Annotated in this window: 23 protein-coding genes and 1 riboswitch; of the genes, 11 read left to right on the top strand and 12 right to left on the bottom strand. The window is 69.0% G+C overall.

Features of this window, described 5'->3' with window-relative positions; all coding sequences use genetic code 11:
* Positions 1-196: 196 nt before the first annotated feature.
* A complete protein-coding gene (locus OG413_RS10660; RefSeq protein ID WP_266804590.1) occupies positions 197-1,339 on the top strand; it encodes an NAD(P)/FAD-dependent oxidoreductase in 1,143 nt (380 codons plus the stop codon).
* Between the two features lie 34 nt (positions 1,340-1,373).
* Here the strand turns inward: OG413_RS10660 and OG413_RS10655 are convergent, their stop codons facing one another.
* Positions 1,374-1,949 (bottom strand): TetR/AcrR family transcriptional regulator, encoded by a 576-nt coding sequence (locus tag OG413_RS10655; RefSeq protein ID WP_266804588.1) that lies wholly within the window; start codon positions 1,947-1,949, stop codon positions 1,374-1,376.
* Positions 1,950-2,109: 160 nt separating this feature from the next.
* Between OG413_RS10655 and OG413_RS10650 the strand changes: the two genes are divergently transcribed.
* Together OG413_RS10650 and OG413_RS10645 are read left to right on the top strand one after the other, a co-directional pair.
* Entirely contained in the window at positions 2,110-2,694 is a 585-nt protein-coding gene (locus tag OG413_RS10650; protein ID WP_266804586.1) for a dihydrofolate reductase family protein, read from the top strand.
* Between the two features lie 155 nt (positions 2,695-2,849).
* Entirely contained in the window at positions 2,850-4,238 is a 1,389-nt protein-coding gene (locus tag OG413_RS10645; protein WP_266804584.1) for a serine hydrolase, read from the top strand.
* Between the two features lie 66 nt (positions 4,239-4,304).
* On the opposite strand, the gene OG413_RS10640 is transcribed toward OG413_RS10645, so the two are convergent.
* Both OG413_RS10640 and OG413_RS10635 read right to left on the bottom strand, forming a co-directional pair.
* On the bottom strand, positions 4,305-4,757 hold the full coding sequence (locus tag OG413_RS10640) for a GNAT family N-acetyltransferase (protein ID WP_266804583.1): 453 nt from the start codon (positions 4,755-4,757) through the stop codon (positions 4,305-4,307).
* A 28-nt stretch (positions 4,758-4,785) separates the two neighbouring features.
* Positions 4,786-5,244: a MarR family winged helix-turn-helix transcriptional regulator gene (locus tag OG413_RS10635; RefSeq protein WP_266804582.1), complete on the bottom strand. Its 459-nt coding sequence runs from the start codon at positions 5,242-5,244 to the stop codon at positions 4,786-4,788.
* Positions 5,245-5,384: 140 nt separating this feature from the next.
* Here OG413_RS10635 and OG413_RS10630 point away from each other — a divergent pair, with 140 nt between their 5' ends.
* Together OG413_RS10630 and OG413_RS10625 are read left to right on the top strand one after the other, a co-directional pair.
* The gene (locus OG413_RS10630) at positions 5,385-6,596 is read left to right on the top strand and encodes an MFS transporter (protein WP_266804580.1); all 1,212 of its coding nucleotides are present in this window, start codon (positions 5,385-5,387) and stop codon (positions 6,594-6,596) included.
* A 122-nt stretch (positions 6,597-6,718) separates the two neighbouring features.
* Positions 6,719-7,150: a heme-binding protein gene (locus OG413_RS10625; RefSeq protein ID WP_266804578.1), complete on the top strand. Its 432-nt coding sequence runs from the start codon at positions 6,719-6,721 to the stop codon at positions 7,148-7,150.
* Positions 7,151-7,197: 47 nt separating this feature from the next.
* Here OG413_RS10625 and OG413_RS10620 read toward each other — a convergent pair whose 3' ends face one another.
* The 6 genes from OG413_RS10620 to OG413_RS10595 form a co-directional block, all read right to left on the bottom strand.
* Entirely contained in the window at positions 7,198-8,085 is an 888-nt protein-coding gene (locus OG413_RS10620; RefSeq protein WP_266804576.1) for a GNAT family N-acetyltransferase, read from the bottom strand.
* Positions 8,086-8,090: 5 nt separating this feature from the next.
* Complete coding sequence (locus OG413_RS10615; RefSeq protein WP_266810057.1) at positions 8,091-8,618, bottom strand: DUF2269 domain-containing protein; 528 nt, start codon at positions 8,616-8,618, stop codon at positions 8,091-8,093.
* A gap of 182 nt (positions 8,619-8,800) precedes the next feature.
* The gene (locus OG413_RS10610; RefSeq protein ID WP_073727664.1) at positions 8,801-9,280 is read right to left on the bottom strand and encodes an NUDIX domain-containing protein; all 480 of its coding nucleotides are present in this window, start codon (positions 9,278-9,280) and stop codon (positions 8,801-8,803) included.
* A 52-nt stretch (positions 9,281-9,332) separates the two neighbouring features.
* On the bottom strand, positions 9,333-10,229 hold the full coding sequence (locus OG413_RS10605) for a LysR family transcriptional regulator (RefSeq protein WP_266804574.1): 897 nt from the start codon (positions 10,227-10,229) through the stop codon (positions 9,333-9,335).
* Positions 10,230-10,516: 287 nt separating this feature from the next.
* Complete coding sequence (locus OG413_RS10600; RefSeq protein WP_266804572.1) at positions 10,517-11,647, bottom strand: cystathionine gamma-lyase; 1,131 nt, start codon at positions 11,645-11,647, stop codon at positions 10,517-10,519.
* 90 nt (positions 11,648-11,737) lie between these two features.
* Complete coding sequence (locus tag OG413_RS10595) at positions 11,738-12,115, bottom strand: phage holin family protein (RefSeq protein WP_266804570.1); 378 nt, start codon at positions 12,113-12,115, stop codon at positions 11,738-11,740.
* Between the two features lie 68 nt (positions 12,116-12,183).
* Here OG413_RS10595 and OG413_RS10590 point away from each other — a divergent pair, with 68 nt between their 5' ends.
* The 4 genes from OG413_RS10590 to OG413_RS10575 all read left to right on the top strand — a co-directional run bounded on the left by OG413_RS10590 (position 12,184) and on the right by OG413_RS10575 (position 14,538).
* Positions 12,184-12,501, top strand: coding sequence for a cupin domain-containing protein (locus tag OG413_RS10590; RefSeq protein WP_266804568.1), 318 nt, complete (start codon positions 12,184-12,186; stop codon positions 12,499-12,501).
* 127 nt (positions 12,502-12,628) lie between these two features.
* Positions 12,629-12,841, top strand: a complete 213-nt coding sequence (locus OG413_RS10585; RefSeq protein ID WP_266810056.1) for a DUF5326 family protein — start codon at positions 12,629-12,631, stop codon at positions 12,839-12,841.
* A gap of 387 nt (positions 12,842-13,228) precedes the next feature.
* Positions 13,229-13,999 carry a helix-turn-helix domain-containing protein gene (locus OG413_RS10580; RefSeq protein WP_323137911.1) on the top strand — a complete coding sequence of 257 codons (771 nt, stop codon included), beginning with the start codon at positions 13,229-13,231 and terminating at the stop codon, positions 13,997-13,999.
* A 101-nt stretch (positions 14,000-14,100) separates the two neighbouring features.
* Entirely contained in the window at positions 14,101-14,538 is a 438-nt protein-coding gene (locus OG413_RS10575; protein WP_073727652.1) for an SsgA family sporulation/cell division regulator, read from the top strand.
* A 92-nt stretch (positions 14,539-14,630) separates the two neighbouring features.
* Here the strand turns inward: OG413_RS10575 and OG413_RS10570 are convergent, their stop codons facing one another.
* Entirely contained in the window at positions 14,631-15,962 is a 1,332-nt protein-coding gene (locus OG413_RS10570) for a YibE/F family protein (RefSeq protein WP_266804564.1), read from the bottom strand.
* 71 nt (positions 15,963-16,033) lie between these two features.
* Positions 16,034-16,166, top strand: a riboswitch (TPP riboswitch).
* On the opposite strand from OG413_RS10570, the gene thiC reads away from it, so the two are divergent.
* On the top strand, positions 16,159-17,979 hold the full coding sequence (gene thiC / locus OG413_RS10565) for a phosphomethylpyrimidine synthase ThiC (protein ID WP_266804563.1): 1,821 nt from the start codon (positions 16,159-16,161) through the stop codon (positions 17,977-17,979). Its footprint overlaps the riboswitch before it by 8 nt.
* 355 nt (positions 17,980-18,334) lie before the next feature.
* Positions 18,335-18,691: a DUF805 domain-containing protein gene (locus OG413_RS10560; RefSeq protein WP_266804561.1), complete on the top strand. Its 357-nt coding sequence runs from the start codon at positions 18,335-18,337 to the stop codon at positions 18,689-18,691.
* A gap of 146 nt (positions 18,692-18,837) precedes the next feature.
* Here OG413_RS10560 and OG413_RS10555 read toward each other — a convergent pair whose 3' ends face one another.
* Positions 18,838-19,671, bottom strand: coding sequence for a hypothetical protein (locus OG413_RS10555; protein ID WP_266804560.1), 834 nt, complete (start codon positions 19,669-19,671; stop codon positions 18,838-18,840).
* Positions 19,672-19,853: 182 nt separating this feature from the next.
* Positions 19,854-20,912: a metallophosphoesterase gene (locus OG413_RS10550; RefSeq protein WP_323137843.1), complete on the bottom strand. Its 1,059-nt coding sequence runs from the start codon at positions 20,910-20,912 to the stop codon at positions 19,854-19,856.
* Positions 20,913-20,995 lie beyond the last annotated feature (83 nt).

Genomic DNA, 20,995 nt, shown 5'->3' with positions numbered 1-20,995 from the left:
GATCTAAAAAGTTGCATCGTTGCACTTTTTGGGTGGTCGTGCTTTTGTGGAACTGGAGGAGCCGGAGGAGCCGGAGGGCTCGCCGGGATCGCGTCCGGCCTGTCGGCACCGGCCGGACGTCCTCGACTCTTCCGATTCCTTTCACAGGGGTGGTCGGTGATGTCCGCCGCCACTCCCGCAGCGCATGGAGACGAACATGAACTACACCCCTGCCCGCATCGCCGTCATCGGCGCCGGACCCGGCGGCCTGATCTGCGCCCGCATCCTCCAGTGTCACGGCATCGACGTCACCGTCCACGACCTCGACGCCTCCGCGACCGCCCGTGACCAGGGCGGCACCCTCGACATGCACCCGGACACCGGCCAGTACGCCCTGCGTGCCGCCGGCCTGTGGGACGACTTCACCCCGCTGGCCCGCCCCGAGGGCGAACAGTGGCGCCTGGTCGGACGCGACGGGCAGACCCTGTTCGACGCGACCCCGCCCCAGGGCGGCCGGGGCAGGCCCGAGATCGACCGGGGGCAGCTGCGCGACCTCCTCCTCGGCTCCCTCGCCCCCGGCACCGTCCGGTGGGGCCACCAACTGGACCGCACCGAACCGCTCGGCGACGGGCGCCACCGTCTGCACTTCACCCGCGGTGTCAGCAGCGACGCCGACCTGATCATCGGAGCGGACGGTGCCTGGTCGCGCGTACGCCGCGTCCTGTCCGACGCCGTCCCCGCCTACACCGGCGTCACCTTCGTCGAAACCGGCCTGTACGACCCCGACATACGCCACCCCGCGCTGGCCGCCCTCACCGGCGACGGCACGATGATGGCTCTCGACGACAACCTCGGCATCGTCGCCCAGCGCAACAGCGGCGGCCACATCCGCATTTACGTCGGCATGCGCACCCCGGAGGACTGGTACCGGCAGGCGGGCGTCGATCTGGCCGACCCCCACGCCGTCCGCGCCGCCCTCCTGGCACGCTTCGCCGACTGGAGCCCCGCCCTGTGCGGCTTCATCACCGACACCGACACCGGCTACACCAACCGCCCCTTGTTCGCCCTGCCCGTCCCTCACACCTGGGACCACACACCTGGCGTCACCCTGCTGGGCGACGCCGCCCACCTGATGTCCCCGTTCTCGGGCATGGGCGCCAACCTTGCCATGCGCGACGGCGCCGACCTCGCCCAGGCCCTCATCGGCCACGACTCCCTCGACGACGCCGTCACCGCCTACGAGAAGATCCTCCTGCCTCGCTCCATCGAGGCGGCCGGGGACGCCGCTGAAGGCATCGATGGAGCTTTCGCCCCCGACAGCGCCGAACAGACCCTCGCCCACATGGCCGCCCACCACTGACATACCGCTCCCGCGGCGGCCGGCCCGGCGCGTCCTACCTCGCGGGCACGATGCGCGTGACGACCGTCTCCACCAACTGGTCGAGCGTGGTGTCGGCGAGCATGTCGGGCAGCGTGAAGTGCTCCAGGAGTACGCCGGTCATGGCCAGGTAGAGGACGAGGAACACATCGTTGTCGCCCGGGAGTTCCGCGTTCCGGTGGAAGTCGGAGCTCTCGTCGAATGCCGCGCGCACCGTACGGGTCAGCTGTTCCCGCAGGGCGGGTCGGCGGGTGGCCTCCAGACGGAGCTCCAGCATGGCCAGGTAGCCGGTGCGGTCCTCGGCCATGCGCTGGACCAGCCAGCGCATGAGGTCGGCGACCAGTTCGCGGGAGGGCGCCGGGCGCATCGCCCGCTCGACCTTGGCCGGGTCGGGAGCCATGCGGCTGTTGATGCGGGCGCCCGCCTGCATGAACAGGTCGTCGCGATTGCTGAAGTAGTTGGACGACGTGCCCACCGGCACGCCCGCCCGTGCGTCCACGGCACGGAAAGTGAGCCCGCGGGCCCCTTCGTGCGCCAGTACTTCGATCGCCGCGTCCGTGAGCGCCGTTCTGCGCTCGGGGTTCTTCGCCATGGTCCCCTCTTCTGTCCGATCGCCTCTCCGGAAAAGAGACTTGCGTAACCACTACATGTGAAGCACTATAAGTGAAGTGGTCGCGTACGAGGGCACCATGTCGCCGCTGCCACCGTGAACAGGACATTTCGGCCTGCGCCGAACGGGGAACGGGGAACACATGCGAAAGCTCACGTACTTCATCGCCTGCTCGATCGACGGGTTCATCGGGGATCCCCAGGGTGATGCGACAACGATGTACCCCTTCGTGAGCGAGGAGTTCCTCGGATTCCTCACATCGGGGTATCCGGAGACGATCGCGGTCCAGGGCCGCGAGTCGTGCGGACTCCAGGACGCGAAGTCTCAGCGCTTCGACACCGTGATCCAGGGGCGGTCCAGCTACCAGCTGGCGCTCGACTCCGGGATCACCAGCCCGTACGGCCACCTGCGGGAGGTCGTGGCGTCCCGGACGCTCAAGGAGTCACCGGACGCGAATGTGGAGCTCATCTCCGAGGACCTGGTCGCCAGGGTCAGGGAACTCAAGGCCGAGGACAGTGAGCTGGACATCTGGCTCTGCGGTGGCTCACAGCTGGCGGGGGAGCTGCTGGGCGAGATCGACGAGCTCGTGATCAAGACGTATCCCCTGGTGTACGGGAGTGGGATGCCGATGTTCGGGTCCGGCTTCGCGGTCACCGAGTTCGAGCTGAGGGACGTTCGTACTTTCGAGAACGGGGTGCTGGTCAGGACGTACAGCCGCAAGCGCTGAGTTTCCTCGCCCCGCTGCTTGTCCCCTTCCTGGCCCTTGCCCGTCTCCTTCCAGCCGACGTTTCCGTCCCCGTGCCCGCCGCCCTCGTGGCGAGTCCCTTCCGCGTCTCGCGAAAAAGGCTCGCCACGAGCCGGGGCGCCGGGTAGTTGTTGACCATGACCTCCTCCAGTGAAGAACTGCTCCCCAGCACTCGGCGCGCCCTGTTGCACCGCACCGCCACCGCGCAGGTGGAAGGGCGTGCGCCCTCACTCGTGGCAGCGGTCCAGCGGCAGGGACAGCCGGTCTGGAGCGGCGCGCGCACCTGTGTCGAGGGGCATGCCCCGGATGCCGATACGCAGTTCCGGATCGGCTCGATCACCAAGACGTTCACCGCCGTACTGGTACTGAGGCTGCGCGACGAGGGCCTGATCCATCTGGACGACCAACTGGAGAAGCACCTGCCCGGTACCGGTGTGGGCAGCGTGACGGTCTTCCAGCTCCTCGGGCACAGTGCGGGCCTGGGGGCCGAGACGCCTGCTCCCTGGTGGGAGAGGACACCGGGCACCGCCCGTCCCGAGCTCGCCGATGTCCTCGGTGAGCAGCCGCACATGCACCCGGTCGGCCACCGCCACCACTACTCCAACCCGGGCTACACCTTGCTCGGTTCCCTGATCGAGGCGGTACGCGGAGCATCGTGGGAGGAGGTGCTGCGCCGCGAGATCCTGGAGCCGCTGGGTATGCACCGTACGACGGTCCGGCCGGAGGCGCCGCACGCGGGCGGCTGGGCCGTGCACCCCTGGGCGGATGTCATGCTGCCCGAACCGGCGGAGGATCTCGGCCTGATGGCGCCGGCCGGTCAGCTCTGGTCGACCGCGGCCGATCTCCTCCGGTTCTCCGCCTTCCTCGCCGAGGGGGATGAGCGGGTCCTGCGGGCCGCCTCCGTGCGGGAGATGCGTGAACCGTCGGCGCCGTCCGAGTCCGGTGACTGGTACGGCAATTACGGTCTCGGCCTCCAGGTCATCCGGCAGGGCGAGCGCACTCTTGTCGGGCACACGGGGTCGCTGCCGGGCTTCCTCGCCTCCCTGTGGTTCAGCGTGAAGGACGACGTCGCCGCGGTTGTGCTCACCAACACGACGTCCGGGCTGCTCGTCGGTGTGGTGGCCGCCGACCTCGTACGGATCGTCGCCGAGGCGGAGCCGCGCATCCCGGAGCCGTGGCGCCCGCTGCCCGAGGCGGAGGCCGACGCCGAGTTGGTGGCTCTGACCGGTCCTTGGTACTGGGGCACCCACGCATTCGCGCTGAAGCTGGTCGCGGAACGGGGCCTGGAGCTGCAGCCGCTGCGTACCCGCGGTCGCGGTGCGGCCTTCCGCGCGGAGCCGGACGGGACCTGGACGGGCCTCAGCGGCTACTACGCGGGGGAGACCCTGCGCGTCGTGCGCGCCGAGGACGGGACGGTGGACCACCTCGACCTGGGGTCGTTCGTCTTCACCCGTCAGCCGTACGACGCGGGGGCGGCCGTTCCCGGCGGTGTGGACGAGGGCGGCTGGCGCGGGCTCGGCAGCTGAACGTCCGGGGGTGCGTGTTTCACGTGAAACACGCACCCTCACCGGTGCCGGTGCCCGTTCGCTCAGTCAGAGCGCCAGCTTGAAGCCCACATGGCTGGCCGTGAACCCGAGCCGCTCGTAGAAGCGACGTGCGTCGGTACGGGTGACATCCGATGTCAGTTGTACCAACTGGCAGTCCTGGCGCCGGGATTCGTCCACGGCCCACTGGATCAGCTGGGTGCCGAGACCGCCGCCGCGCTCGTCGCCATGGATGCGGACGCCCTCGATGATCGAGCGCGTGGCTCCGCGCCGGGACAGCCCGGGGACCACGGTCAGCTGCAGGGTCCCGACGACGCGGTCCTCGCGCACGGCGACGACAAGATGCTGGTTCGGGTCCTCGGCCAGCCGCTGGAACGCGGCCCGGTACGGAGTCAGGTCGTCGGGCGACTCGCGCTGTGCGCCCAGCGGGTCGTCGGCGAGCATGGCCACGACCGCCGCGAGGTCGGCGATAACGGCGGGACGTATCTCAAGATCACTCATGATCGGCAGAATACGCAGCTCGTGAGCACTACACGGGGACCTTCAGCGCTTCGACCGTCCTGACGAGCGGGGCGAGCTCGGGATTCTCGGCGGCCTCGTCCAGGGCGGCGCGCAGCGCGGTGTCATTGGTCGGCCGGGCCTCATCGAGCAGGGCGAGACCGGCGTCGGTGACGTCGGTGTAGATACCGCGGCGGTCCGTGTCGCAGAGGTACCGGGTCAGCAGACCGCGGTCCTCCAGGCGGGTGACCAGCCGGGTGGTGGCGCTCTGGCTCAGAACGACGGCTTCGGCGACCTGCTTCATCTGGAGATGTCCGCCCGGTCCGTTGTGCTGTCGGCTCAGGACTCCCAGCAGTGAGTACTCGCGCACGCTGAGGCCGTGACCGGTCTGCAGCGCCCGTTCGATGTGCCCCTCGATTTTTCCGTGAAGCAGGGAGAGGGCGCACCAGCCCTGGGAGAGGGCGGTCAGTGCGGGGTCGGTCGCGGTCATGGATCTCTCCTCCGTGCGGGAGCTGCGTGTCTCCAGGATAGGGGACGTCTGCAATAGCCCGCGCTTGCAATTAACAAGCGCCTGCAATTATTGTGGACGCTTGTTAGGTGCAGACGCAATCTTCAGGGAAGGTGAAACCCATGCCGCTCGCGCTCCTCGCCCTCGCCATTGGGGCATTCGGTATCGGAACCACCGAGTTCGTGATCATGGGGTTGCTCCCTGAGGTTGCCGCGGACTTCCAGGTGTCGATCCCGACCGCAGGCTTCCTGGTCACCGGTTACGCACTCGGTGTCGTGCTCGGTGCTCCGCTGATGACGATGCTGGGCACCCGGATCACCCGAAAACGCATGCTGATGCTCCTGATGGGGCTGTTCATCGTGGGCAACGTGGTGTCTGCCGTCGCCCCCGTCTTCGGCGTCATGCTCGCAGGACGAGTGATCGCCTCGCTCGCCCACGGAGCCTTCTTCGGCATCGGATCGGTCGTCGCGGCCGATCTGGTCGCCCCGCAGAAGAAGGCCGGGGCCATCGCCATGATGTTCACCGGGCTCACCGTCGCCAATGTGGTCGGTGTACCGCTCGGCACCTTCATCGGACAGACCGCCGGCTGGCGGACCACGTTCTTCATCGTCGCCGGACTCGGCGTGGTCGGTCTTCTCGGTGTGGCGAAGCTCGTACCGGACCAGCCCAGGGCCGAAGGCGTACGCATCCGGCACGAACTGGCCGCGTTCCGCAACGTACAGGTCCTGCTCGCGATGGCGATGACCGTCCTGGGCTTCGGCGGGGTCTTCGCCGCGATCACCTACATCACGCCGATGATGACCGGGGTCGCCGGATACTCCACGTCCTCCGTCACCTGGCTGCTGGTTCTCTTCGGGCTCGGCATGGTCGGTGGCAATCTGATCGGCGGGAAGTTCGCCGACCGCCATCTGATGCCCCTGCTGTACGTGTCGCTCGGCGCGCTCTCCGTGGTTCTGGCCCTGTTCACCGTGACCGCCCACAACAAGATCGCCGCAGCCGTCACCATCATGCTGATCGGCGCCCTGGGCTTCGCGACCGTGCCGCCGCTGCAGAAGCGGGTTCTCGACCAGGCGGCGGGCGCGCCCACCCTCGCCTCCGCCGTCAACATCGGAGCCTTCAACCTCGGCAACGCCCTGTCCGCCTGGCTCGGCGGACTCGTGATCGCCGCGGGCCTCGGCTACACCGCACCCAACTGGGTCGGCGCCGCCCTTGCCGCTTCCGCCCTGGTGCTTGCCGTCGTCTCCAGCACCCTGGAGCGCCGTACCGCCGTCCGCGGCCGGATCGTCGCCGCGCACACCCCCGAACCGGCGGCCGTTCCTGCGGCCCGTCGCTGAACTCCCGCCCCACCGGCGGGCGCGGCCTAATCCCTCACCGGGCGACCGCGCCCGGCACGTCACACACCGCGCACACCCATGTATCAAGCACCACGCACCATGTACCGACAGGAGCAGTTCCCATGAGCACCACCACCCCCACCACCGTCGTTGCCCCGCTGACCATCCAGGACGCCGAGGCGCTGGTCGAGGCGGCCCGTACCGCCGCCGAGGCCGCCGGTGTCACCGTCGCCGTCAGCGTTCTCGACGCGGGCGGTCATCCGCTGGCCTTCCGGCGCGACGACCGGGCCGTACTCATCGCGGGCGAGACCAGCACCCGCAAGGCGTACACGGCGCTTCAGCTGAACGCTCCCACCGCGGACCTTGTCGACGCGGTCCAGCCCGGCGGGCTCTTCCACACGCTGCCGACCGCGCTCGACCGGCCGCTGCTCTTCATCGCGGGCGGCGTTCCCGTCCGCTGTGACGGCCGACTGGTCGGCGCCATCGGTGTCGGCGGAGGCGCACCCGAGCAGGACCACGGGTTCGCGTCCGCCGCCGCGGACGCACTTGCCTGACAGCCGCGGACGCGCTCGTCCGGCAGCTGTTCCTCGGCGGCGCTCCGTCAGCCAGTCGCGACGGTCAGCGGGGCGAAGCGGCGGGTCCAGTCGCCCGGCAGGCCGGGGTTCCCGTACGTCATCACAGCCGTACGGGAGCCCTGCTCCAGGCCGTGTTCCTCGAACCAGCCGAGCAGTTCCTCGTGGCGTGCGTCGACATCCGCCCGCAAGGGGCGGTCCGTCGTCGCGGCGAGCGAGCTGACGAGCGCCTTGGCCGTGGCCGTGTCCCGCGCGATCAACGGGCCGAGCGCATGGGCGTTTCCACTGGGCCAGAGCGCCGCGTAGCCGATGAGCTCGCCATCGGCTTCCGCGACCCGGAGCCGGTCGGAGAATGCCGGAAGCCGGGCGATGATGTGTGTCCGGTCGGTACCGAAGACCGCGAGGTCCAGCCGGACCATTGCCTGGAGGTCGTCCGCCGTGGCCGCGCGGGTGGCCACGGCCGCCGGGACCGTGGCAGCACCGCTCGCCCCGCCGTCCGGCCGGAAATAGCCGCTGACGCGGTCCGCCCGGCCCACGACGTCGAAACCGAGCTGTTCGTAGAGCGGCTGCCCCTGGACTGTCGCGTACAGCGAGAGCGGCGTGCTCCCGGCGGCCTCGATCACGTACCGCATCAGGCTCCGTGCGACTCCCTGCCGGGCGTAGCGCCCGGCTACGAGCAACATGCCGATGGCGGAGAGCCGAGGCCCGTACGAGGTCACCACGCAGGCTCCCACCAGGCCCTTGCCGTCGGGGGCGTCGATGCCGTACCCCGTACCGGCGGAGAGCAGCAGGCTCCATCGGTGCTCGTCGCGTGGCCAGCCGCGGTCCTCGCAGAGATCGGCGCAGGCGACCAGGTCGTCCCGGGTGAGACGTCGGATGGGCAGTTCGGCGAGCGGCCGGGGCAGTGGGCGGTGCATGAAGGTCAGGCTGTCCGATGCGGTGATCGCTCGTCCACCGTTTTAGCGGAACTGGCCGAGACCCGCGGGCGCCGGCCGCGCCGGGTCGGCCCCCAGGGCTTGAGCACCGAGACGGCTGTGATGAAGAGGTAGGTGGCCGTGGCCACCGAAGGCGCGATGATCAGATCGATGTCCACGACCCCGCTGGCGGCCGCCTCGTCGATCCCGGGGCGCAGCGAGAAGATCGACAGTCCTGCCGTGATCAGGGTCAGCCAGAACTTCGTCCAGACCCAGCGATGGCGCGCGAGCCCCCAGGGGGTGCCGAGGGCCAGCACCAGGCCGCTGAGGAGCGCGAGGAGGGCCACCGGGATCACCAGCCGGTCCCCGAAGATCTTCATGGCGCGGGTGGCCGCCTGAGCGGTGGTGGCATCCCCTGTGACGAACGCCGCGACGCCGAGAGTCAGCAGACCGACGGTGAGTCCGAGCCAGCTCACGGAGACGGCGACATGGGCGACGAGGAGACCCCGGCGGACGGGGCGCTTGAGTGGTTTCACGTGAAACACGGTGCCGAGCGAGGAGGGATCGGTCGTCTGCCGACGGGAGTATCCGCCCGTACTGAACTCGGCGTACGAACGCGGCCCGCGGGCTCGGGCGCAGAGAGCGCTGCTCATGCGGCCATGGGGCAGCAGAGCGCATCGGCTGGGGGCTCCGATGCCCGTAGCTCCCGCCCGCTGCCTCAGCCCAGGTCCGGCGCGTGCATGGCCCGTACGCCCTCGATGTTGCCGTCCAGATAGTGCCGCAGCGACAGCGGTACGAGATGGACCGCGGCGATCCCGACCCTGCTGAAGGGCACCCGGACGATCTCGTACTCCCCGCAGGGCTCATCGATCTCGGGGCCGTGGCGGCGTGACGGGTCCATCGACTCCAGTCGGCAGACGAAGAAGTGCTGAACCTTCACGCCGGTCACCCCGCCGTCCGCGATGTGCTCGACGGTGTCGACGAAACAGGGCACCACATCGACGACCTTGGCACCGAGCTCTTCGTCGACCTCGCGGTGCAGGGCGTCCACGACGGTGGCGTCCTCCGGTTCGACCCCGCCGCCGGGCGTGAGCCAGTACGGATCCACCCCCGGTTTGGTGCGTTTGATGAGGACAAGGTCCTCGCCGTCGAGCAGGATGGCGCGTGCGGTGCGCTTGACCACAGGACGTTCGGTCATGGCAAGAGCGTGGCCCGGGAAACGGGTTCTGAAACGCCCGCCGCCCGTCGGGTCACCAGGCGACAGCGGCGCGCACCAGCCATTCGTGCGCTCGCGCAAGGTGCGGCAGGGCGAGCGTGCCGGTCCGTACGGCCAGGAAGTACGTCCGCAGCGGCGGCACCGGAGGGTCGAGCAGGGCCACGACCTCGCCCCGCTCCAGCGCCCGCTCACAGAGGTAGCGCGGCAGGACGGCGAGCCCGGCACCCGCCACCGCGCACTCCAGGACCGCCCGCAGGTCCGGAGCGACGACGGTGGCGGACGCGGCGGGCCGGCTGTCGAAGACGGCGGCCCAGTAGCGGGAGACGAGCGGCAGGCTCTCGTGCACCTCGACCACCGGCAGTTGCTCCAGCACCACAGGGCCCTTGTGCCGCAGTGTTCCGGGCCCCAGCCGCCCGGCCCAGCGGGGCGCTGCCACCAGCACGTGTTCCTCGTCGCAGAGCGTTGTCGAGGCGAGCAGCCCGCCGCGCGGCCGGGCCGTGGTGATGGCCAGGTCATGATGTCCGGCTGCCAGCCCCTCCAGCGTCTCCTCGGCGTTCGGGACGAAAGAACTGCGCAGTGCGAGGCCCTGGGAGACCAGTGGGGCCAGAGCGGGCAGCGCACGTACGGACGTGAACTCCGGCGGACCGGCCAGATGCAGCGTCCGTACGCCCGACTCCTCGTCGAGCCCGGCCTCGGCGATCTCGACCAGCGCGTCCAGATGGGGGGCCGCCCGGTGGGCGAGTTCGTCGCCGATGCTGGTCGGGGTGACTCCACGGGCTCTGCGCAGGAAGAGAGGACGGCCCAGTTGCCGTTCCAGGGTACGGATCTGCGAGGTGACGGCGGGCTGGGACAGCCCGAGGAGGGCGGCGGCCCGCGTGAAGGAACCCGCCCGGTGCACGGTGACGAACGTGCGCAGCAGAGTCAGGTCCATGCCCCGCCCCCTCCCGGCCGCGCGCTGCCTCGGACCTGGACAGCGATAGATATGTCGATAGGTCGCTGCCGCTACTGTGATTGGACACTGACGCAGAGTCAACTAGCCTTGTCCAGGCGGTGCTTCATGCGGAGAGTGGGCGGAGAGCGCATGGAGAACCGGGGCGGTCCGAGCCACGAGGGGGGAGGCTCGGACCGCCAGGCCCCGCCATGACGTACGTCGCAGATCCGAGCCCCGGCGCCGCCCAGGCATGGTGCCGGGCCAAGCGGAACCTCTGCGCGCACGGCCTAGCTGTATTGACCCGCCTCGTCCAGGGCTCGCTCCACATCGGCCAGCAGGTCCTCCGGGTCCTCCGCGCCGACCGAGAAGCGGATGAAGCCTTCCGGTACGGCGTCGCCGCCCCATCGGCCCCGGCGCTCGGCGGTGGAGCGTACGCCGCCGAAGCTCGTCGCGTCGTCGACCAGCCGCAGCCCGGCCAGGAAGCGCTCGGCGGTCTCCCGGTCGGCCAGCACGAACGACACCACGGAACCGAAGCGCCGCATCTGACGTACGGCGTTGGGGTACGAGGGGTCGGTGGGCAGCCCCGGATACCGCAGCCCGGTCACCTCCGCGCGCCGGCCCAGCGCCTCGGCGAGCGCCAGCGCGGTCGCGCACTGACGGTCGATCCGCAGGTGCAGCGTCGCCAGGGAGCGGTGGGCGAGCCACGCCTCCATGGGGCCCGGAATCGCTCCGACGACCTTGCGCCAGCGCCGTACGCCTGCCGACAGCTCAGGGTCGCGGCAGGTCACATGGCCGAGCAGGATGTCGCCGTGTCCGGTCATGCCCTTGGTGTCGCTGGCCACCGAGAAGTCGGCGCCCAGTTCCAGCGGGCGCTGGCCGATCGGGGTGGCCAGGGTGTTGTCGACGGCGACCAGCACGCCCGCCTCGTGCGCGGCGGCGACGAGCCGGCGTACGTCGCAGACATCGAGGCCCGGGTTGGACGGGGTCTCGATCCACAGCAGCTTGGCGCCTTCCAGGACGGCGAGCTGAGCATCGCCCCCCGTGGGCGCGGTCCGCACCTCGACGCCATAGGCCTCCAGTTGCTCGCGGACCAGCGGCAGCGCCTGATAGCCGTCGTCCGGCAGCACCACGGTGTCACCCGTGCGTGCCTGGGACAGCAGCACGGCCGAGATCGCGGCCATGCCGGAGGCGAAGACGGTGGTCTCGACCTCCTCCCCCGGCGCCTCCAGCTCGCCGATGGCCCGCTCCAGATGGGTCCATGTCGGGTTGGAGTCCCGGCCGTAGGTGTAGGGGCCGACGGGTGCGCCGGAGAGATGGAAGTGCGCGGCGAAAACCGGACCGGGCAGGGTGGGTTCGTACTGCTCCGGTTCGGGAAGCCCCGCCCGCACCGCCCGTGTTCCGTCACCCATGGTGCTCATGCTGCTTCCTCGCTTCTCTCCCCGGCGTACCACCGGTCCGCACCCGCACTGTTTCAGGCGGCCCCGGAGCCGGCTTCAGGACCCCGGAGGTCAGTCCTCATCGGGCAGGACGACGTTGAGTGCCCAGGACACGACAGAGATGATCAGGCCACCGAGTACGGCGGTCCAGAACCCGTCGACATGGAAGCTGAGATCGAACAGACCGGCCAGCCATGAGGTCAGCATCAGCATCAGGGCATTGACCACCAGGGTGATCAGTCCGAGCGTGAGGATGAACAGCGGGAAGGTGAGCAGCTTCACCACTGGCTTCACCAGGAAGTTCACCAGGCCGAAGAGCAGGGCCACCACGATCAGGGTGAGGGCTTTGCGGCCGGTACTGCCCCCGTCGAGCGTGATGTCCTGGACCAGCCAGATGGCCACGGCCAGCGCACCCGCGTTGGCGATCGTCTTGACTAGGAAATTCTTCATGTGTCTGATCGTGGCAGACATGATCGGTGGCCGACACCGGCACTACGGGTACGAGGGGCGGACGGGCCGTGAAGGCATTCAGACTGGACGAGCTGGAGGCGGAGCGGGCCGCCAACGACGGCGCGTATCTGCAGTTCGTGCGGGAACGGAACATGTCCGTCGGCCTGTACGCCCTGGACGCCGGTGAACTCGATCCGCAGCAGCCGCACCAGCAGGACGAGGTGTACTTCGTCGTCAGCGGCCGGGCGGCGATCACGGTCGGCATGGAGACGACGCCGGTCGGCAGGGGAAGCGTCGTGTACGTACCGGCGGGAGTGGCCCACAAGTTCCACCACATCACCGAGGACCTCCGGGTGATGGTGGTCTTCTCCCCGCCCGAGAGCTGAGGGCCGGACCCCGGGTTCCCTAGGGGTCGGATCAGGGGAGTTCAAGGGCTCCGGGGCCCCCGCCGGCCACTCCCGCGCCTCTAGCATCGAAGCAGGAACTCACAGAGACGAGGTACAGGCGATGGCCGTGCGGGAGATATTCGCGGGGATGCCCTGGTGGGTGAAGTGGGTCGCGGTGCCCGTCATCGCGATCGTCGTGTTCGGCGGCCTGATCGCCAGCGTGGTCGGGTTCGTCGTCGCCCTTCTCTTCAAGGTGCTGATCTTCGTCGTCCTGGTGGGCGGTGTCGTCTTCCTCGTCCGGAAGTTCATGTCGTCGTCCTCCTCGCGAGACGACTGGTAGAGCACACCGGTCCCCGCGAGGCGGCTGGCAGCGGCGACCGGTCCGCGCCGGGCGACTGGTGGAGGAGACCGGTGAAGACGACCGGTGGAGGACGCGCATCCGTAAAGAAGGACGCCGGTCGGCAGCGGGTGCGACGTCAGCCCACTGACCACGCACAGTTACGACGATTAGCCCAGCTGAGCTAAGTCCCCCAGGAAACCCCACCCCGAACGGGCCATACGGATACAGTGGGGCACCGCTGCCGCCCTCTGGGACGTAACCGTCCGTCACCACCCTGACCGGTGGTTTGTGCGTCCGTCCGGTCTCCGCACCCCAGGATCGCGGCAGGCCCGTGGGGGCGGCCCCCACGGGAGGGCTGACCGCCCGTCACCATGCCTGGGGGTGACCTTGACCACGGCAACGAATGCCGCTGTCCCGACGCTGATCGGCTCGGTGCAGCGGGCGCTGAGGCTGCTGGAGGCTGTGGGTGCCCATCGGGACGGAGCGCCGGCGAAGCAGCTGGCGCGGGAGGCGGGCCTTCCGCTCCCGACCGCGTACCACCTGCTGCGCACCCTGACCCATGAGGGCTACCTCCGCCGGGAGAACGGCGTCTTCGTCTTCGGAGCAGCCGCCGAGAAACTGACCGGTCTGCCAGCAGTGCAGAAACGTCGAGGCACCGTCAGCGACTCGCTGACGCAGCTGCGCGACGCCATCGGTGCGCCGGTGTACTGCGCCGTCTACCGCGAGGGTGAGATCGAACTCATCGCGGTCGCGGACAGCCCCGCCGCCCCCGCGGTGGACGAGTGGGCCGCGTTCCGGGAGACCGGGCACGCGCATGCGATCGGCCAGTGTCTGTTGGCCCAGCTCGACGAGAAGGCCCGCGAGGACCATCTGGACCGCCATCCGGTCCAACCTCTGACCCGTTACTCAGTGCGAGATCGGCAGTCGCTTCTTGAGCGGTTCAGGTCGATGGAGCGTGCGAAACCTGTCATTGAGCGACAGGAGTACGCACTGGGTACGGTCTGTGCCGCCATCCCGATCACCGCAGGTAGCACGATCGCCGCAGTGGCCATTTCTATACCCCTTGACCAGGAAGATCGGTTGCTCCCCGCAGTCGAACAACTACGTGGCGAAGTGGCGAGCCTCTTGCGTTCGTTCGTGTTCTCTATCAGTATCTGAAAAATCACTCCTTGTGATCTGCTATCGCGTGCACCACGATGGCGTCAATAGGGCCATGGGGGATCATTCCTGGCCAGTTTCATCTACTGCGGGGTTGAACGATGCGTGAGTCGGTTCAAGCAGAGGTCATGATGAGCTTCCTCGTCTCCGAGGAGCTCTCGTTCCGAATTCCGGTGGAGCTCCGGTACGAGGTCAGCGATCCGTATGCGATCCGGATGACCTTCCACCTGCCCGGCGATGCCCCTGTGACCTGGGCATTCGGCCGCGAGCTGCTTCTGGACGGTCTCAATAGCCCCAGTGGCGACGGCGATGTGCACATCGGGCCGACCGAGCCCGAAGGACTGAGCGATGTGCACATCCGGCTTCAGGTCGGCGCGGATCGCGCGCTGTTCCGGGCCGGCACGGCGCCTCTCGTCGCGTTCCTCGACCGGACGGACAAGCTGGTGCCGCTGGGTCAGGAGCACACGCTGGGTGACTTTGACGGAAACCTTGAAGAGGCACTCGGCCGGATCCTCGCCGAGGAGCAGAACGCCGGCTGAAGAGAGAAGCACGGCGCCTGCTGAAGAGGCGAGGCGTCGGCTGTAGAGCAACAGAGTGTCGGCCGAACGGGTTGTCTGCCGGTCGTTCGCGGTTATGCCTTGCGACGACGGCCCCTCCCGGTCCGTACGGGTGCAGGAGCTCCGGCTTCCGCGCCGAGCCCTGTGCGGTCCGCGGAGACGACCAGAGCGGCGAGCACCGTGGTCACCGGAACCGAGGCGACCAGTCCGATCGAACCGACCAGCGTACGGACGATCTCCACAGCCACCAGTTCGCTGTTGGCCACCGTTCCCACGCTGCTCTGGGCGATCGAGAAGAGCAGCAGCAGCGGCAGCGCCGCGCCCGCGTAGGCGAGCACCAGGGTGTTGACGACCGAGGCGATGTGATCCCGTCCGATTCTGATACCTGCCCGGTACAGCCCCCGCCAACCCATCGTCGGGTTCGCCTGATGGAGTTCCCAGACCGCCGAGGTCTGGGTGACGGTCACATCGTCGAGCACTCCGAGCGAGCCGATGATGACGCCGGCCAGCAGCAGGCCGCTCATGTCGATGTCCGGGTACAGCCCGTGGATGAGACCGGTGTTGTCGTCGGTGTTGCCGCTCAGGCTCGCCCAGCCGATGAAGAGCGAGCCGAGCAGCCCGATCAGCAGCAGTGAGATCAGTGTGCCGATGACCGCGACGGACGTACGGGCCGTCAGCCCGTGGCACAGGTAGAGGGCGACCAGCATGATGGCGCTGGCCCCGATCACCGCGACGACCAGGGGATTCGAGCCCTCAAGGATCGCCGGCAGGATGAAGAGGGTCAACAGGGCGAACGACACGGCGAGCGCCACCAGTGCCATCACTCCGCGCAGCCTGCCCACGACGACGACCGCGAGGGCGAAGATCCCGGCCAGCAGAGCCATCGGGACCGTGCGGTCCACATCGGTGACCGAGTACTGGAGGTCGTGGGGGGCGTCGGGCGCGTACGCCACGACCACGCCCTGTCCCTTCCGCAGTTGCCGGGGCGCGTCGGGCTGGACGACCTCGACGAACGTGCGGCCCTTGTCCTTTCCCGTGATCACCTCGATCGTGGCCTTCTCGCACAGCCCGGACTGTTCGTTGACCGCCTCGCGCCCGGACGGCGTGGAGGTGTCACCGGTCGCCGGCACCTGGGCGGCGTTGACGTCCTTGCAGTCGACCTTGTCGACCCGGACCACCTTGCCCTGCTGAGTCTGCCGGTCGAAGCCCACGCCCGTGCGCTCGTGTGCCGGGGCGCCGCCGGGCCAGAAGGCCAGCAGACCGACGACGACCGCGGCGGCGAAGGGGATCAGCACGGCCGCGATCACCTTGCGCAGATGCTTCGAGACGGGCGCGGCGGGGCCGTGACTGTGCGAGTGGCCGTGGGCGTGGTCCTGGGGTGCGGGGTCGCTTTGGGGGGATGTCACGGGGCGATCATCGCAAGAACGGGAGGGGCCCTCTGGTCAGCTCGCCAGAAAGGACGCTAGCGTGGTGGCACCTTTGCACACGCGGGAGCTCGGAGCACCGGGCTGAGAGGGCGCTGACCTCCGTACTCCGTACGGGACATGCTGCGTCGACCGCCGAACCTGTTACCGGGTAATGCCGGCGTAGGGAGTAGGTCTCATGACCACATCGGACGCACGCACGCCTGCCTCGAAGCAGAATGACCGCGATGCGCGGAATGCGCAGCAGGGTCAGGACGCACCGAACGACGAGGCCGGGAAGTCCATCGGCTGGCACAAGGGATACGTCCAGGGCTCGCGCCCGGACCTCCGGGTGCCGGTCCGTCAGGTGCACCTCACCAACGGCGACGACGTGACGCTGTACGACACGTCGGGGCCGTACACCGATCCCTCCATCGACACCGATGTCCGCCGCGGGCTCGCACCGCTGCGGGAGAACTGGATCATCGCCCGCGGCGACACCGAGGAGTACGCGGGCCGTCCGGGCCGCCCCGAGGACGACGGGCTCAAGCACACCTCGCCGCGCGGCGGGCTGCGCAACCTCGACGCCGTCTTCCCCGGCCGCCCGCGCCAGCCGCGCCGCAGCCGGGACGGGCGCCCCGTCACCCAGCTCGCGTACGCCCGACGGGGCGAGATCACGCCCGAGATGGAGTACGTCGCGATCCGCGAGAACGTCGGGCCCGAGGTCGTGCGCGAGGAGATCGCCGCAGGCCGGGCCGTGCTGCCCGCGAACGTCAACCACCCGGAGATCGAGCCGATGATCATCGGCAAGCGGTTCCTGGTGAAGGTCAACGCCAACATCGGCAACTCCGCGGTCACCTCCTCCATCGAGGAGGAGGTGGACAAGATGACCTGGGCGACCAAATGGGGTGCCGATACGGTCATGGACCTCTCCACCGGGCGCAACATTCACACCACCCGTGAGTGGGTACTTCGCAACTCCCCGGTGCCGATCGGCACCGTTCCCCTCTATCAGGCCCTCGAAAAGGTCGACGGCAGGGCGGAGGAGCTGACCTGGGAGATCTACAAGGACACGGTCATCGAGCAGGCCGAGCAGGGCGTCGACTACATGACGGTGCACGCCGGTGTGCGCCTGCCGTACGTGCCGCTGACGGCCCGTCGCAAGACCGGCATCGTCTCCCGCGGCGGTTCGATCATGGCCGCCTGGTGCCTCGCGCACCACAAGGAGTCGTTCCTGTACGACCACTTCGAGGAACTCTGCGAGATCCTGGCGACGTACGACGTGACGTACTCGCTGGGCGACGGTCTGCGCCCCGGGTCGATCGCCGACGCCAACGACGAGGCGCAGTTCGCCGAACTGCGCACGCTGGGCGAGCTGAACACGATCGCCAAGCGGTTCGGCGTCCAGACGATGATCGAGGGACCGGGCCATGTCCCGATGCACAAGATCAAGGAGAACATCGACCTCCAGCAGGAGATCTGCGAGGAGGCGCCGTTCTACACGCTCGGCCCGCTGACCACCGATGTCGCTCCGGCGTACGACCACATCACCTCCGGCATCGGCGCGGCGATGATCGCCTGGTGGGGGACGGCGATGCTCTGTTACGTCACGCCCAAGGAGCACCTGGGGCTGCCCAACCGGGACGACGTGAAGACCGGCGTGATCACCTACAAGATCGCGGCCCATGCGGCGGACCTCGCCAAGGGGCACCCGGGAGCGCAGGACTGGGACGACGCGCTGTCGGACGCGCGGTTCGAGTTCCGCTGGGAGGACCAGTTCAATCTGGCTCTGGACCCGGTCACGGCACGGGAGTTCCACGACGAGACGCTGCCTGCCGAACCGGCGAAGACGGCGCATTTCTGTTCGATGTGCGGGCCGAAATTCTGCTCGATGAAGATCTCCCAGGACATCCGGCGTGAGCACGGCGGGTCGCGGGCGGAGATCGAGACGGGCATGGCGGAGAAGTCGAAGGAGTTCGCGGCCTCGGGCAACCGGGTCTATCTGCCGATCGCGGACTGACCGGAGCCCCGGTCTCCGTCCTACGGGAGGGGGCCGGGGCATGCGGAATTCCGCGATGCCAGGAGGGACTTGGCGGTGTCGCCCCGGGAGCCTCTGCGCCCGGGGCGACGCCGTATCCCGGCACCGGAGATCCCAACAACTGTCCGTAACAGGCTGTTTCGGCCACACAAGGCCCATTTGCCGTGTATTCCGTAGTGGTTGAGCGACGGTATGGACACGGTAGAGCTGCAGCTGGATGTACGTTTCGCCCCCGGCCCGCCTGCGCTTGACCGCGTCCTTATCTGTGCCTTACTTTCCGGCATGCCTGGCTGAAAAATGTGAGCCCTCGCACGGGGGGCCCGGGGAGGGAATCACCATGAACTGGTACCTGGACGTACTCAAGAACTACGCAGGCTTCAGCGGTCGCGCACGCCGCAAGGAGTACTGGATGTTCGTGCTCTTCAACTTCATCGCTGCCGTGATCCTGATGGTCATCGGCGGGGTGATAGGCACGCAGATCCCGTACTACATCTACCTCGTCGCGGTCATCGTGCCCTCGATCGCGGTCGTCGTGCGCCGGCTGCACGACACCGGCCGTTCGGGCTGGTGGATCCTGATCTCGCTCATCCCGCTGGTCGGCGGCATCATCCTGCTGGTCTTCCTGGCCACCGAGGGCAAGTACGAGTCGAACGAGTACGGTGCCAACCCGAAGCTGGCTCCGCAGGGCGTCTGATTCACCGCTCCGGTCCCGTTACGGGCCGGAGCACCGCACGGGCCGGGTGCAGCGTGAGCTGCCCCGGCCTTTGCCGTGTCCGCGCGGGCGTGCGCGGGGTGGGCACAGGCGGGGCGGGCACAGGTGGCCTGATGCGCGCGTGGCCGTCAGTCCGGCTGGTGTTCGGGGCCGCCGAAGTCCGGGCTCGTGAAGTCGGGGCTGGTGAAGGTCGGCCGCGGGCCCGCCGAGGGGCCGTCCTCCGGGCCGGAGAAGTCCGGCCTGCTGTAGCCGATCTTCGGGATGCGGTTGGGGGAGGGGTGCGGGGTCCGCGCGGCGGGACCGGCGGTCGGATCGGCCAGGGCGTCCCGCAGGAACGGCAGGATGCCGCGCTCCAGCAGGGCATGGCGCCAAGCCTCCCTGGCCCGCGCGACCTCTTCCGGGAGCTCCTGCTCCTCGTTCTCGGCGGACAGCGAGGACGCACCGTTGCGGAGCGCGGTGGTCAGCAGCCCCGTGGCGGCGACGAGGCTGGCCACCGCGGCGAAGGCCCCGAAGAACCACCCGGCCGTGACCATGGTGCCGGCGAAGGCGAGCGACGGGCTGACGGCCTTCAGTACGTAGCCGACCAGCAGGAAGATCAGGGCGGCCGTCCCCGCCAGGACCGGTGCCAGGACCGTGACGGCCGCGCCTATGCCGCCCGTCCGGTCCGTCCCGCCCAGCGGTCTACCGAGGTCCGGTTCCTGATCCTCGTCCTGGTCCGCCGCACCCGTGGGCGTACGCAGCTCGCCGCGGGCGCGCACGTAGTGCTCGTACTCCGTGGCGGCGGCCGCGGTGATCAGGTCCGTGGCGTTCAGCGCCATGGTGCGCAGCTGTTCCGTGTTGAGATGGTCTCCGACGCCGTCCAGATCCGGGCGTTCGTGAGCATGACGCAGTGCGTCACCGAGGATCCGCTCGTACTCGGGGCGGTCCTCGGCCAGCAGGTGCGGAGCGCTATTCATATGCATCCCCCGATGCTCCGTAGGGCCTGATGACCCGCGTTGGCCGGGCGATCGGGCGGAAACGGAGGAGAGCCTGCTACTGATACGCCGATGGTAGAGCGCTCACGGCACGGGGTGACAGGGGCTTTCCGTAATTGGGCCCGGTGATCGGCGGGGTCAGGTCGTGGATGCGTCTTCCCCGACAGCCCTCAGTCATGCAGGGGGAGTTGGACGACCAACAGCTTTCCGGCCATGGTCACTCCGCCGTCCATGGCGATGGCGAGCCCGTCCGCGTACACATGCGGACCGTTCACCACGGGCCCCGCACCGTTCTCGCCGTCCTCCGAACCGACTTCGCCGAGCAGATACGGAATGGGGCTGTGACCATGGACGACGCGCTGTCCGCCGTAGGTCGCCATCAGCTCGCGCGCCGCCTGCGAGCCGCCCTCGTCGCGGAAGGCGAACCGCTTGGTGAGCTTGCGGAAGAGGTCCCAGCACTCATCGGCGTCGTTACGCGTGAGAATGGCGTGCACCGTGTCGTTGACGTCCTCGATGGTGGACCCGTAGTCGAGGTACGCCGTCGTGTCGGAGTGCATCAGCAGGTGCCCGTCCTCCTCGACGACCGCGTCGAGCCGGGACATCCACTGGAGGTGGACGTCCTGGAGCCGCTCCATGTCCGTCTTCTGGCCGCCGTTGAGCAGCCAGGCGGCCTGGAAGGTGGCGGTGCCGGCTCCGGAGTTGACCGGAGTGTCGGCGAACCGCTTGGCGCCGATCAGCAACAGCTCGTGGTTTCCCATGAGGGCCTTGCAGTAGCCACCCGCGGCCGCCGCCTCGGCGGAGAGGCGCATGACGAGGTCGATGACGCCGATGCCGTCCGGGCCGCGGTCCGTGAAGTCGCCGAGGAACCACAGCCGGGCGTTGCCCGCGGTCCAGTTGCCGTCGGCGTCGACGAGGCCCTGTTCGGCGAGGGCGGCCAGCAGCTCGTCCAGATAGCCGTGGACGTCACCCACGACGTACAGCGGGCCGCGCTCCGTACCGGGAACGGCCTGCGGGTCCGGGGCGGTCCGCACCTGGACCGTGTCGCCGCGATTGATGACGGGAAGGTCGCGTTCGGTGGGCGTGTAGCCCGCCGGCGGCTCGTCGCCGGGCATGGCGTTGCCCGGGTGCGGTGGGTGCCGAGGCACGGGCGTCTGCGCATACGGCGGTACGCGGAAGTCGCGCAACGTCGCCGTCCGCACCACGGGTTCCTGACCGGCCCCCTGAGTCATCGACCCCTCCACCACCGTCGCGCCGCCGTACACCTGACGGGCCGTGCCTGGTAGAGGTGGTCCGCGGTGTCGTGCGCCCATCA

Origin of the sequence: Streptomyces sp. NBC_01433 (assembly GCF_026340105.1) — a bacterium.
Taxonomy (GTDB): domain Bacteria; phylum Actinomycetota; class Actinomycetes; order Streptomycetales; family Streptomycetaceae; genus Streptomyces.
The sequence above is the reverse complement of the archived record's forward strand: the minus strand, read 5'-3'. Positions and strand labels throughout refer to the sequence as shown.